This is a genomic window from Pseudomonas inefficax, from assembly GCF_900277125.1.
Taxonomy (GTDB): Bacteria; Pseudomonadota; Gammaproteobacteria; order Pseudomonadales; family Pseudomonadaceae; genus Aquipseudomonas; species Aquipseudomonas inefficax.
Genome location: NZ_OPYN01000137.1, coordinates 68,355 through 80,831 on the forward strand (window position 1 = coordinate 68,355; position 12,477 = coordinate 80,831).

At 65.2% G+C, this 12,477-nt stretch carries 9 protein-coding genes; 7 read left to right on the forward strand and 2 right to left on the reverse strand.

The window, feature by feature from the left end:
• Position 1 precedes the first annotated feature (1 nt).
• The 7 genes from JV551A3_RS16115 to JV551A3_RS16145 all read left to right on the forward strand — a co-directional run bounded on the left by JV551A3_RS16115 (position 2) and on the right by JV551A3_RS16145 (position 10,017).
• A complete protein-coding gene (locus JV551A3_RS16115) occupies positions 2–931 on the forward strand; it encodes an ABC transporter permease (protein WP_133972339.1) in 930 nt (309 codons plus the stop codon).
• Complete coding sequence (locus JV551A3_RS16120; RefSeq protein ID WP_133972337.1) at positions 928–2,547, forward strand: dipeptide ABC transporter ATP-binding protein; 1,620 nt, start codon at positions 928–930, stop codon at positions 2,545–2,547. The genes JV551A3_RS16115 and JV551A3_RS16120 overlap by 4 nt, the downstream gene beginning before the upstream one ends.
• Positions 2,548–2,614: 67 nt before the next feature.
• Entirely contained in the window at positions 2,615–3,949 is a 1,335-nt protein-coding gene (locus JV551A3_RS16125; protein WP_177421294.1) for an LLM class flavin-dependent oxidoreductase, read from the forward strand.
• A 29-nt stretch (positions 3,950–3,978) separates the two neighbouring features.
• Complete coding sequence (locus tag JV551A3_RS16130) at positions 3,979–5,079, forward strand: LLM class flavin-dependent oxidoreductase (protein ID WP_133972333.1); 1,101 nt, start codon at positions 3,979–3,981, stop codon at positions 5,077–5,079.
• Between the two features lie 415 nt (positions 5,080–5,494).
• Complete coding sequence (locus JV551A3_RS16135) at positions 5,495–7,057, forward strand: flavin monoamine oxidase family protein (RefSeq protein WP_133972331.1); 1,563 nt, start codon at positions 5,495–5,497, stop codon at positions 7,055–7,057.
• 19 nt (positions 7,058–7,076) lie between these two features.
• The gene (locus JV551A3_RS16140; RefSeq protein WP_166674250.1) at positions 7,077–7,571 is read left to right on the forward strand and encodes a RidA family protein; all 495 of its coding nucleotides are present in this window, start codon (positions 7,077–7,079) and stop codon (positions 7,569–7,571) included.
• Between the two features lie 34 nt (positions 7,572–7,605).
• The gene (locus JV551A3_RS16145; RefSeq protein ID WP_133972329.1) at positions 7,606–10,017 is read left to right on the forward strand and encodes a TonB-dependent receptor plug domain-containing protein; all 2,412 of its coding nucleotides are present in this window, start codon (positions 7,606–7,608) and stop codon (positions 10,015–10,017) included.
• Between the two features lie 30 nt (positions 10,018–10,047).
• Here the strand turns inward: JV551A3_RS16145 and JV551A3_RS16150 are convergent, their stop codons facing one another.
• The gene (locus tag JV551A3_RS16150) at positions 10,048–11,367 is read right to left on the reverse strand and encodes an LLM class flavin-dependent oxidoreductase (protein WP_133972327.1); all 1,320 of its coding nucleotides are present in this window, start codon (positions 11,365–11,367) and stop codon (positions 10,048–10,050) included.
• 65 nt (positions 11,368–11,432) lie between these two features.
• Positions 11,433–12,386: an ABC transporter substrate-binding protein gene (locus JV551A3_RS16155; protein WP_133972325.1), complete on the reverse strand. Its 954-nt coding sequence runs from the start codon at positions 12,384–12,386 to the stop codon at positions 11,433–11,435.
• Positions 12,387–12,477: the final 91 nt, after the last annotated feature.

A 12,477-nucleotide genomic window follows, 5' to 3' on the forward strand; every position in this document is an offset into this window, starting at 1 on the left:
AATGACCGTCGATATTCCTCTGACCCCGGTCGACAGCAGGCCGCTCGGCAGCCTGCTTGTCAGCGACGCGGCCCGCCCCGCCGCCCCCTGGAAGCGTCGCACGCGCCTGCAGCGCGCACGGCAGCGCTTGACCCCGTTACTGCGCCGGCCCGGCTTCACCCTGGCTCTGCTGATCGTGCTGTTCGCCCTGCTTGCCGCCCTGGCCCCGCAATTGCTGACCAGCTTCGACCCTTACACCACCTCGCCCGCCGAGAAGCTCAGCGCCCCCAGCCTGACGCACTGGTTCGGCACCGACGAACTGGGCCGTGACCTGTATACCCGACTGGTCTACGGTGCGCGCCTGTCAGTGCTGGCAGCATTGCTGGCGGTGACCATCGCCCTGCTCGGCGGCCTCGGCCTGGGCGTGCTGGCCGGCTTTGCCGGCGGGCGTGTCGATGCAGCGCTGATGCGCCTGATCGACGTGTTGTTGGCGCTGCCCGGCCTGCTGTTGGCGCTGGCCATCGTCACCGCCATCGGCTTCGGCACGGTACCCGTGGCAGTCGCCGTGGGCGTCGGCATCATTCCCGGCTTTGCCCGTACCACCCGCGCCGAAGTGCTGCGCATCAAGACCCTGCCCTACGTCGAAGCTGCACGGCTGGGCGGTGCCAGCTGGGCACGCACGCTGCTGCGCCATGTGCTGCCCAATGCCTGGGGCCCGGTGGCGGTGCTTGCCACCCTCGACTTCGGCGCCGCCATACTGGCCACCGCAGGGCTTAGCTTCCTTGGTTTTGGCGCGGCACCACCAGCGGCGGAATGGGGCACGCTGATCGCCAACGGTCGCCACTTCCTGATCACCGCCCCCTGGGTATCCCTGCTGCCGGGGCTGTTCGTGGTGGCGGTGGTGTTCAGCCTCAACCACCTGGCGCGCAGTGCCGAGGAGCATGCCCGATGAGCCAGCCGCCCCTGATCGAGGTTCGCGACCTGAGTATCAGTTATGCCTTCGCCGGGCAACGTACCCAGGCTGTGCGCCAGTTGTCGTTCAGCCTGGGCCAGGGCGAGACCCTGGCCATCGTCGGGGAATCCGGCTCGGGCAAGTCGACCCTGGCCAATGCCCTGCTCGGCCTGTTGCCCGCCAATGCGCAGATCGACCAGGGCCAGCTGTGGGTCAACGGCGTCGATATGGCTGCAGCCAGCGAGCGCACCCGGCGTCAGTTGCGCGGGCAGACCATCGGCCTGGTGCCGCAGGACCCGATGGTCAGCCTCAACCCGACCCAGCGCGTTGGCAGGCAGATCGCCGAGGCCCTGTTGCAGGCCCGCGGCCGGCGCTACCCGGGGCTGGATGCCGAGGTGCTGGCAATGCTGTCCCTGGTCGGCCTCGACGACCCTGTACTGCGCGCCCGCCAGTACCCCCATCAACTCTCCGGCGGCATGCGCCAGCGGGTACTGATTGCCATCGCCCTGGCCGGCGAGCCCCGGCTGATCATTGCCGACGAACCCACCAGCGCGCTGGACGTGACGGTGCAGCGGCGCATTCTCGACCACCTGCAGCGGCTGGTAGCCGAGCGCGGCATCTCGCTGCTGATAATCACCCATGACCTCGGTATGGCCTGCGACCGCGCCGATCGCCTGCTGGTCATGCAACAGGGCCAGCGGGTCGAGCACGCCACCCCACGGCAGATCCTCTGGGGCACCCGGCAACCCTACACCCGCGACCTGCTCAACGCCGCCCCGGCCTTCGTGCCGCGGCGCAGGCCTGGCGCGCCAGCAGGCAAAGCAGCGCTGCTGCGCCTGAGCAATATTGGCAAGCGCTTCGTGCTGCCCGGGCAAGACAGGCATTTCACGGCCCTGCATGACCTCAACCTTGAACTGCACGCTGGGCAGACCCTGGCCATCGTCGGCGAGTCGGGCTCGGGCAAGAGCACCGCGCTGCGTATCGCCCTTGGGCTGGAAAAGCCCAGCCAGGGGTGCGTGGAGTTCGCCGGTGTTGACATAAGCAGCTGCAGCTGGCGGCAGTTGCGCCCCCTGCGCCAACGCATCCAGCTGGTACAGCAGAACCCGTTCGCCGCGCTTGACCCGCGCTTCACCGTGTTCGACAGCATCGTCGAGCCGTTGGTGTCGTTCGGCCTGCTCAAGGGCGAGGCACTTGAACGCAAGGCCCGCGAGCTGATCACCCGGGTGCACTTGCCGGTGCACTTTCTCGACCGCCTGCCCCGGGAGCTCTCGGGTGGTCAGCGCCAGCGGGTGGCGATTGCCAGGGCCTTGGCACTGGCACCGGAGCTGCTGCTGCTCGACGAACCGGTGAGTGCGCTGGACGTGTCGGTGCAGGCGCAGATCCTCGCCTTGCTGGATGAGCTGCAGCGTGAACTGGGAATGGCCTATGTACTGGTCTCCCACGACCTCGCGGTGGTAGCGAGCATGGCGGACCAGGTGCTGGTGCTGCGGCGCGGCCAGGTAGTGGAACAAGGCCCGGCGCTGCAGGTGCTAGGCCAGCCGGCCGACGCCTATACCAGGGCGCTGATCGAGGCGATACCAGGGCATTCGCGCAGCGTGCTACCCGTAGCGGTTTGACGTTATGCCGTGCAGCACGGTCGTGCTGCACGGACTTTTGATGCACATACGACAAGAGGTAGTGCTCGTGAGCAAACGACAGATTCATCTCGGTGCAATGATTCACGGTGTCGGCCACGGCTGGGGCGAATGGCGTCACCCCGATGCGCTGGCCGATGCCAGCGTCAACTTCGGCTTCTACAAGCACCAGGCACAATTGGCCGAGGCAGCGAAGTTCGACTTCGCCTTCATCGCAGACAGCCTTCACATTCACGCCCGCTCCAGCCCTCACTACCTCAACCGCTTCGAGCCGCTGACCATCCTCTCGGCACTGGCGGCGGTCACAACCCACATCGGCCTGGTGGCAACGGTCACGGTCAGCTATACCGAGCCTTTCCAGGTCGCCCGCCAGTTCGCCTCACTGGACCTCATCAGCGGCGGCCGCGCCGGCTGGAACGTGGTCACCTCATGGTTGTCGGGCACTGCCGACAACTTCGGCAAGGACCAGCACCCACCCCATGCCGTGCGCTACCGCATCGCCCGCGAGCATGTCGAGGTTGTCCAGGGCCTGTGGGACTCCTGGGAAGACGATGCCTTCACCCGCAACAAGCAGACCGGCGAATTCTTCGACCCGGCCAAGCTGCATACCCTGGGCCACCAGGGCGAGTTCTTCAAGGTCAAGGGCCCGCTGAACATCCAGCGCTCGCCCCAGGGCCAGCCGCTGATTTTCCAGGCTGGCGTGTCGGAAGACGGCCGAGACTTCGCCGCGCAGAATGCCGATGCGATCTTCGTCAACCCCGAATCGTTCAGCGATGCCCGCGCCTATTACCAGGACCTGAAACAGCGCGCCGCACGCCATGGCCGCGACCCGGACCAGTTGTTCATCCTGCCGGGCATCCGCCCGATTGTCGGCCGCGACGAAGCGGAGGTCGAACGCCGCTACCAGCAGGCCGTCGACCTGGTGAGCATCGAAGATGCCCTGGTCGCACTCGGCCGCCCGTTCAACGACTACGACTTCAGCCAGCATGCGCTGGATGCGCCGTTCCCCGACCTGGGCAGCCTCGGCGACAACAGCCACAAGGGCACCGCCGACCAACTGAAGCAACTTGCTCGCGCCGAGGGGCTGAGCCTGCGCGAACTGGCACTGCGCTTCTCCCGCCCTCGGCGTGACTTTGCCGGCACCCCCGAACAAGTCGCCGATGCCCTGCAGAGCTGGTTCGACAGCGGCGCCGCCGACGGTTTCATCATCAACTCGCTGCTGCCTGACGGCTTGCAGTTCTTTACCGAACTGGTAGTGCCGCTGCTGCAAGGTCGCGGCCTTGTACGCAGCGAGTACACCGGCAGCACCTTGCGCGACAGCTTTGGCCTGAGCGTACCGACCAACAGCAACACGTTGCGCCGCAAACAGCCTGCGGTTGCCTAACCCCCCCGGACGAAAAGGAGTTCCACTGCATGAGCCTCGAATTCATCGGCCTGATCGGCCCACAGGAAAGCAGCGAATCGCAAGCGCCGCGCGGGCCGCTGGTTGACCTGGACTTCATCAAGGCCTTCGCCCAGGCCCAGGAATACGCCGGCTTTGACAAAGCCCTGCTGGCCGTTAACACCAGTGCACCCGACTCGATGATCCTGGCCAGCTACGTCGCCGCACTTACCGAACGCATCGGCTTGCTGGTGGCGCATCGCCCTGGCTTCCAGGCACCGACTTTTGCCGCCCGCCAGTTCGCCACGCTCGACCAGCTCAGCCGTGGTCGCGCCTCGATCAACGTGATCACCGGTGGCGACAGCGGCGACCTGCAACGCGACGGTGATTTCCTCACCAAAGAGGCCCGCTACGCACGCACCGACGAGTACCTGCAGGTGCTGCGCGACACCTGGACGCAGACCACGCCATTCGACCACCACGGCGCGCATTACCGGGTGGAAGACAACCTGACCCTGGTCAAACCGGTGGGCCAGCTGCCGGTGTACTTCTCCGGGGCCTCGGACGCCGCGGTTGAAGTCGCGGCGAAGCACGCCGATGTGTACATGATGTGGGGCGAGCCACTGGAGCAGGTGCGCGAACGCATCGCCCACGTGCGCAAGGCCGCCGCCCGCTACGGGCGAGAGCAGCACATCCGCTTCAGCCTGTCACTACGGCCGATTCTTGGCGCCACCGAGGAAGAAGCCTGGGCACGCGCTGAGCGGATTCTGGCCGATGCCAGGCAACGCATCGGTATCCGTCAAGGCAACCGCCGCGAGAAGAACTTCGGCAAGAGCAACGTCGGTTCCGAGCGCCTGGTACAACTGGCCAGCCAACGCAAGGTACACGACACCCGGCTATGGACTGAGATCGCAGCACTGGGTGGTGGTGCCGGCAACTCCACCTCGCTGGTAGGCACACCCGAGCAGGTAGCCGAAGCGGCACTGGCTTACTACGAACTGGGCGTGAGTACCTTCCTGTTCCGAGGTTTCGAGCAGTTGCGCGATGCAGTGGAGTACGGGCAGGAGCTGATTCCGCGGATCCGCGCGCTGGTGGCCCAGCGTGAGGCAGGACGCAGTACGCGTTCTGCCTAGGCCCTTGCCGCCTGTGCATGCCCTTTTGCGACGCAAGCCTGCACTCCTGGATTTTGTAGGAGCAGCCTTGTGCTGCGAGAGGCCGGCACTGACCACGCATATCTACTGCCCGTACGGGCCTCTTCGCAGCACAAGGCTGCTCCTACAAAGGGCGCGCCAAGCGAGCGATATTCATCTGCAACCACCCCATAAAATCGCTATTACGCATTTTGATATATAACGATTATTAACAAAAAACATAATTAACATAGAACGAAAAAGCCTTTCACAGCTCCGTGAAAGTCCATTAGGTTCTGTAAACCGACCCCGATATGGCGGAGGCAAATGGATTTGTGCCAACCGTCGTCGGGTCTGTAGCTCCGATCCGCCTGCCCGTTGCGCACATCCGAATCCAAACTTTTTCGGAGCATGCGACATGGGATTGTCCCGTAGAGACCTGATCACCCGCCTCGCCGCCATTGGCGGTTATTCGGCGGCCCTGGGCGCACTGGGGCAGAATGCCCTGGCCGCCACCTTCCAGCCCTTGCAACTGGCCGCCAATGGCGGTAACGGCAAGCGCGTGGTGATTGTCGGCGCCGGTATTTCCGGCCTGGTATCAGCCTACGAGCTGCGCAAGGCCGGCTTCTCGATCACCGTGCTGGAGGCCCGCGAGCGAGTCGGTGGCCGAGTCTGGACCTTGCGCCAGGGCGACCGTATCGAGCACAACGACGGCACGGCACAAACCGTCGAGTTCGACCCGGGCCACTTCTTCAACGCCGGCGCTGCACGCCTGCCCAGCCATCACCTGACCATCCTCGGCTACTGCCGCGAACTGGGCGTGGAACTGCAAGTACTGGTCAACAGCAGCCGCAACGCCCTGGCCCAACCAGACCTGGCCCGCCCACCGCTGCTGCTGCGCCAGGCGGTCAACGATACCCGTGGCCATTTCAGCGAGCTGTTGGCGCGCAGTATCAGCCGCAACAGCCTCGACAGCGAGCTCGACGGCAGGCAGCGCAAGGCGCTGCTGGAGTTCCTCAAGGTCTACGGCGACCTCGACAACCAGCAGCAGTACCGCGGTTCCGTGCGCGCTGGCTACACCCGTTTCGCCGGCGCCGGCGACCAGACCCCGGTCCAGCGCCAGCCAGTGCCGCTGGACCAGTTGCTCGACAGCAACCTGCTGCTACCGTTGGTGTTCGACGAAATTCCAGAATTCTCCTCGACCATGTTCCAGCCGGTCGGTGGCATGGATCAGATTCCCCGCGCCTTCTACCGGCAGGTCAAGGACAGCGTGCGCCTGGGTGCCGAAGTGCTGGGGATAGACACAGGTGACAACGGCGCCAAGGTGGTGTGGCGCGACCGCAAGAGCGGCCAGCAACACATCGAACAGGCCGACTACGCCATCGTCACCCTGCCCCTTCCATTGCTGGCAAAACTGCCGAACAACTTCGATAACAGCTTCAGGCAAGCCATTGCCAGCGCCGAAGGCGACAAGGCCAACAAGGTAGCCTGGCAGTCACCGCGTTTCTGGGAAACCGACTTCCAGATCTACGGCGGGCTCAGCTATATCAACCACGAAGCGCGTACCCTGTGGTACCCGAGTGATCACCTCAACAGCGCCCAAGGCGTGTTGGTCGCCACCTACAACACCGGCGCAGTGGCCCAGCAGTTTGCCGCCAAGTCGCTGGACGCGCAAATTGCCTCCTCGCGCCATGCCGTGGAGTCGCTGCACCCTGGCCACAGCCACAAGCTGGGGCGGCCGGTGGTGGTGAACTGGTCGAAGATCCCCTTCAGCGAAGCGCCGTGGATCGTCCACGACGAAGTTGCCCAACCCGGCTACGACCTGCTCAACCAGCCCCAGGGCCGGACCTGGCTGGCCAGCGATGCCCTGGCCCATGGCGGAGTCGGCATCTGGCAGAACAGCGCCGCCGAATCCGCCCGCCGGGTGGTCGGCCTGATCGCCCGCCATGCCGCACAGACCACCCGCGGCGTTGCCGCCTGACAGTCACGGAACCTGACCCATGCCTCGTCTTCTTCTGCTTGCCGGAGTACTCATGTCGCTTACCCTCAACGCCCACGCTGACGGCATCCAGCGGGTCGCCCCGCCCGGCTCGAACTTCCCCATTTCGCAACTGGTCACCGTACCGGCCGGCAGCCAGCTGACCTTCGTCAGCGGCACCCTGCCGGACGTGACCGACCCCAAGGCCGCAAAAGGCAGTATCGCCGCCCTGGGCAACACCGAAACCCAGACCCGTTCAGTGCTGAACAAACTGCGCACGGCGCTGCGCAGCCAGGGCCTGGACCTGGGTGACATCGTCCAGCTGCGGGTCTTCCTGGTAGGCGACCCGGCCAATGGCGGCACTCTCGACTTTGCCGGGCTACAGGCGGCCTACACCGAATTCTTCGCCACCGCCGAGCAGCCACGCACGCCCACCCGTACTGCCATCCAGGTGGTGGCCTTGCCCCTGCCGGGGGCGCTGGTGGAAATCGACGCGATCGCGGCCAAGGCGCCTTGAGCGCGCCAGCCCAGCCTGACAAGGAACTGTATGCATGAAGCACGCGTTCAAATCTGCTCCTTTATTCAGTGTCGCCCTGGCCGCCGGGCTGCATACGGCCCCTGCCCTGGCCGACGAACCTGCCGCCCAGGCCTTGGGCACGGTGATTGTCACCGGTAACCGTGGCAGCGAGAAACGCACCGTCACCAGCAGCCCGGTACCCATCGATGTGATCAGCGCCAGGCAGTTGCAGGAAACTGGCAAGCCAGGCCTGATGGAAGCGCTCAGCGCCAGCGTGCCGTCGCTGACCCTGCCGGAAAAGACCGGCTGGGACGCCAGCGGCATGGCCCGCGCGCCCAACCTGCGCGGGCTGAATGCCGCCCAGGTGCTGGTGCTGGTGAACGGCAAGCGGCGCCATACCAGCGCCACCTTGAACATCAGCGGCATCAACGCCGGTGCCGCGCCCAGCGACCTCGACCTGATCCCCATCGGCGCCATCGACCATGTCGAAGTGCTGCGGGACGGCGCGGCGGCCCAGTATGGCTCCGATGCCATCGCCGGGGTCATCAACGTGATCCTCAAGGCCGACGCCAGCGGCACCGCCGTGACGACCGCTGGCCAAGGCTACGACGGCAAGAAACAGACCGTGCAGCAAAACCTCGACAAAGGCTTCGAGATCGGCCGCGACGGTATCCTGCACCTGGCCCTGGACGCCCGCAGCCAGAACGACGACAACAAGGCCAGTGCCAACGGTTACAGCCAGGCCGAAGCGCTGGACCGTGCCGGCAAGGTCACCTATGGCGGCTATGGGACGCCGAAGATCAACCTGCTCACCTTGGGCTACAACGCCGAACTGCCACTGGACGATGAGCTCACCTTGTATTCGTTCAGCACCTGGTCATACCGCAAGGCCGAGCAAGGTCAGAACTTTCGCCTGCCGACCATCGTCAACACGATCACCACCGGCCCCAATGGACGACCGTCCGGCTATACGCCCACCTGGTACATCGAGGAGTACGACTATCAGGCCGCCTTTGGCGCCAAAGGCCTGGCCGGCGAGTGGGACTGGGACCTGTCCAGCACCTACGGGCGCAACGAGGCCGAACAGGGTACCTGGAACAACCAGAACCCATCGCTGGGCGAGGCCACACCGAATCATTTCGAGTCCGGCACCTGGGTCAGTTCGCAGCTGACCAGCAACCTCGACCTGCGCCGCAGCTTCGAGGTCGGCCTGGCCAAGCCGCTGGACGCCTCCTGGGGCCTGGAGCAACGCCGCGATACCTACCAGGTGCAAGCCGGCGACTGGGCCAGCTGGGCCGACGGAGGCTACTGCGCAGCACCCGGCAACTGTGCTGCCTCCGGTGCCCAGGTCACCAACGGCATCTCCCCGGCCGAGGCAAGCAGCGCCAGCCGCAACAGCTACGCCGGCTACCTGGATGTAGGCTTCAATCCGCTACCGCAATGGTACTGGGGCGCCGCCCTGCGTTACGAGCATTATGACCGTGGTATCGGCGCGACCCGCAGCGGCAAACTGACCACCCGCTACGAGCTGACCCCGGCGCTGGCGCTGCGGGCCACGGTCAGCAACGGCTTCCGTGCGCCATCGCTGGCCAACAGCCTGTTCAGCGCCCGCTCCACCACCTACGGCGTGGTCGATGGCGTATACCAGTCGATCAACTACGGTGTGCTGCCGGTCGATTCGGCTGCCGCCAAGGCGCTGGGCGCCGAACCGCTGAAGCCGGAGAAGTCCACCAACTACAGCCTCGGCCTGGCCTGGCAGCCCGGCGAGCACGTGGCCTTCACCGCCGATGCCTACCTGATCAACGTGCGCGACCGCATCACCCTCACCGGTACCCTGCTCGGCCCCGAGGTCACCCAGGCCCTGCTGGCCAACGGTATCGACTCTACATCGGGCGGCCAGTACTTCACCAACGGTGCCGACACTCGCACCAAAGGCCTGGATCTGGTGGGCAGCTACGACCAGCAGCTGGGCCGCGGCGGCAGCGTGAAGTGGACGGCTGCATTCAACTGGAACGACACTGAAATCCTCGATTACAAGGAAAGCGTCAACATCCTCGGGACCGCGTACGAGCTGATGAACCGCCAGGCGCGCAACCTGCTGACCGAGGTACAGCCGCACACCAAGCTGATCCTCGGCGCCAACTGGCGCCTGGACCGCTACCGGGTCAACCTGGGGCTGACCCGCTACGGTTCGTGGCGCGAGGTGAATGCCGCCAATGACCGCTCGCTGGACCGCGAATACAAGGCGCGCTGGATCACCGACCTGGACCTTGGCTACCAGCTGACCAAGAACCTGGAAGTGGCGGTCGGGGCGCGCAACCTGTTCGATGTCTACCCCGAGCGCCAGGCGCCCAGTAGCAAGACCATGGTCAAGGGGTATGGGGTGTATTCGCCGTATGGCTTCACCGGGGGGTACTACTTCGGGCGGGTGACCTACAACTTCTGAAATTGCCGGGGCTGCCATGCAGCCCGGCGACTACCGGGTGAACCGCGGAATTGCCAACCCAAGGCTCTCGCGCAAGGTAGAACCTTCATAAGCCTTGCGATACACCCCACGCTCCTGCAGCAACGGCACCACCTCAGCAGTGAACCGGCGAAACTGTGCAGGGTGGCCAATGTAGATATTGAACCCGTCCACCGCCCGTGCTTCGAACCACGCGGCCATCTTCGCCGCCACCGTATCAGCCGAGCCGACAAAGGCTCCAGGCCGCAGCTGGCGACCGAACTCGACGGCCTGGCGCAGGCTGAAGCCCTTGTCCCGCGCCTGGTCGGCAATGCGTTTGGCATTGGTGAAGAAGCTGCTGCGGGCGTACTCCAGGCTCTCCTGAGGAAATGGCGCATCCAGGTCGTACTGGCTGAAATCATGCCAGCCGAAATTGCGCCCGAACTCTTTCAATGCCAGCTCGAAGCTGTGATCGGCCTGATGGTAGTGGCGCTCGATCTCGCGCGCATGTTCGTCGCTGTCGCCCACGTAGATTTCCGCACCCGGCAACACCAGTAACTGTTCCGGATCACGCCCCAGACGTGCGGCGCGGCCCTTGATGTCGCGGTAGAACGCCTGGCCCTGTTCGAGGCTGGCGGCATGGGTGAACACCACGTCGGCTGTGGCCGCCCCCAGCTCACGACCCTGCTCGGAATCACCTGCCTGGAAGATCACCGGCTGCCCCTGAGGTGAGCGCTGGATGTTCAGTGGGCCGACCACCGAGAAGTGTTCCCCCTTGTGCTCGAGCGCGTGCAGCTTGGCCGGCTCGAGGAAACGGCCACTGGCGCGGTCGCGGGGGAAGGCATCGTCTTCATACGAATGCCACAGGCCATGGACCACCTGCACATGCTCCTGTGCGCGGGCGTAGCGGGTGTCGTAGTCGTAGTGCTCGTCCAGCCCGTAGTTGCCGGCGGTGCCGGCGTCGCCGCTGGTGACTACGTTCCAGCCTGCCCGGCCCTTGCTGATCAGGTCCAGCGAGGCAAGCCGGCGGGCCACGTTGTAGGGCGCGTTATAGGAGGTGGTGAGGGTGCCGACCAAGCCGATATGACGGGTACTGACAGCCAGGGCCGAAAGCAGCGTCAGAGGCTCCAGGCGGTTGAGGTAATGGGAGGGCGAGCCAGGGGTGATGAACTGGCTGTCGACGATGAACACCAAGTCGAACAGCGCGGCCTCTGCCTGGCGAGCGATATCGATGTACCAGTCGATGTTGACGCTGGCATCGGCCGGCAGTTCAGGGTCAAGCCACAGATTGTGCCGGCCCGGGCCGCCGCAACCCATGGTCAGGGCGCCGAGTTTGATCTGTCGTTTACTCAAGGGGGAACTCCTTCGATCTGCTCGACGGCGCAGGCCAATGGGCTGCGCGATCAGAGCAGGCTGATTCAGTTGCGACTGATGGCAGGTTGGCCAAGGGCCGCGCCAAACGAGGTGTCGAAAAGGCTTGCCGCCGGGTAGGTCTTGATCAGCCCAAGCCCGGCAAAGAAGTCCACGGTCTTCTGTGCGTCGTCGATCACCTGCGGGTTCAGCGGTGCCAGGTCGGTGCGGGCACGGGCGAACCAGGCACGGGCGATGGCAGCGTCAGCACGGGTGCGCTTGGCCCAGGCATCGGCGTACGCCTCAGTGTTGGCGGCGTTGCCAAGGGTCCAGTCACGGGCTTTCTTCAAGCGCTGCAGGAAGTCGGTGATCTGCGCGCGCTTCTGCTCCACCGCCTTGCTGTTGGCCACCACGAAGCTCTGGGCCGGAATAATCCCTTCGGCAGTGGCCAGCACCCGGGCGCCCTGGCGCTCCTGCTGGGTGACATACGGTTCCCAGGTGGCAATCACATCCACCGAGCCACCGTCCAGGGCATGCGAGGCGTCCAGCGCACTGAGGTAGCGCAGTTCCAGCGCATCACGCGGGACCCCCGCCTTGTCCAGCGCGCTGAACAGCAACTGCTGGCTCCATGAGCCCTTCCAGATCGCTGCACGCTTGCCGCGCAGGTCCTGCAGGGTATGGATCGACGAGTCCTTGCGCGCCAGGATGGCGACGCCTTCGAGGTTCTGCCGGCTTACCGCGATTACCTTGATCGGCGCACCGAGGGCGCCAAGAAACAACGGCGGTGCATCGCCCAGCAAGCCGATGTCGAGGCTGCCGACATTGAGCGCCTCGGCCACCGGTGAACCTGCGGTGAACTGCTTCCATTCCAGGGTGTAGGGCAAGCCGTCGAGTACGCCCGCCGCTTCCATCACCGCGCGGGCGTTGTAGCTCTGGTCACCGACCACAAGGGTCTGGGCTGCGGCGGCAAGGCTGAAGGTGGTGGCCACCAAGGTGGCGGCCAATTGCTTGAAGTAACGCACGTTCGTCTCCAGTAACCCGCTTGGGGCATGTAGGCGATCCGCGCGTGCGGTCTCGTCAGGGTGGGCAATGCCAGCTCATGCGTTGCGCGCG

What these genes read in the sequence shown, in the direction of transcription:
- JV551A3_RS16120 (WP_133972337.1), top strand. Translation starts at nt 928, where the DNA reads ATGAGCCAGCCGCCCCTGATCGAGGTTCGCGACCTGAGTATCAGTTAT.
- JV551A3_RS16140 (WP_166674250.1), top strand. Translation starts at nt 7,077, where the DNA reads ATGCCTCGTCTTCTTCTGCTTGCCGGAGTACTCATGTCGCTTACCCTC.
- JV551A3_RS16135 (WP_133972331.1), top strand. Translation starts at nt 5,495, where the DNA reads ATGGGATTGTCCCGTAGAGACCTGATCACCCGCCTCGCCGCCATTGGC.
- JV551A3_RS16130 (WP_133972333.1), top strand. Translation starts at nt 3,979, where the DNA reads ATGAGCCTCGAATTCATCGGCCTGATCGGCCCACAGGAAAGCAGCGAA.
- JV551A3_RS16115 (WP_133972339.1), top strand. Translation starts at nt 2, where the DNA reads ATGACCGTCGATATTCCTCTGACCCCGGTCGACAGCAGGCCGCTCGGC.
- JV551A3_RS16145 (WP_133972329.1), top strand. Translation starts at nt 7,606, where the DNA reads ATGAAGCACGCGTTCAAATCTGCTCCTTTATTCAGTGTCGCCCTGGCC.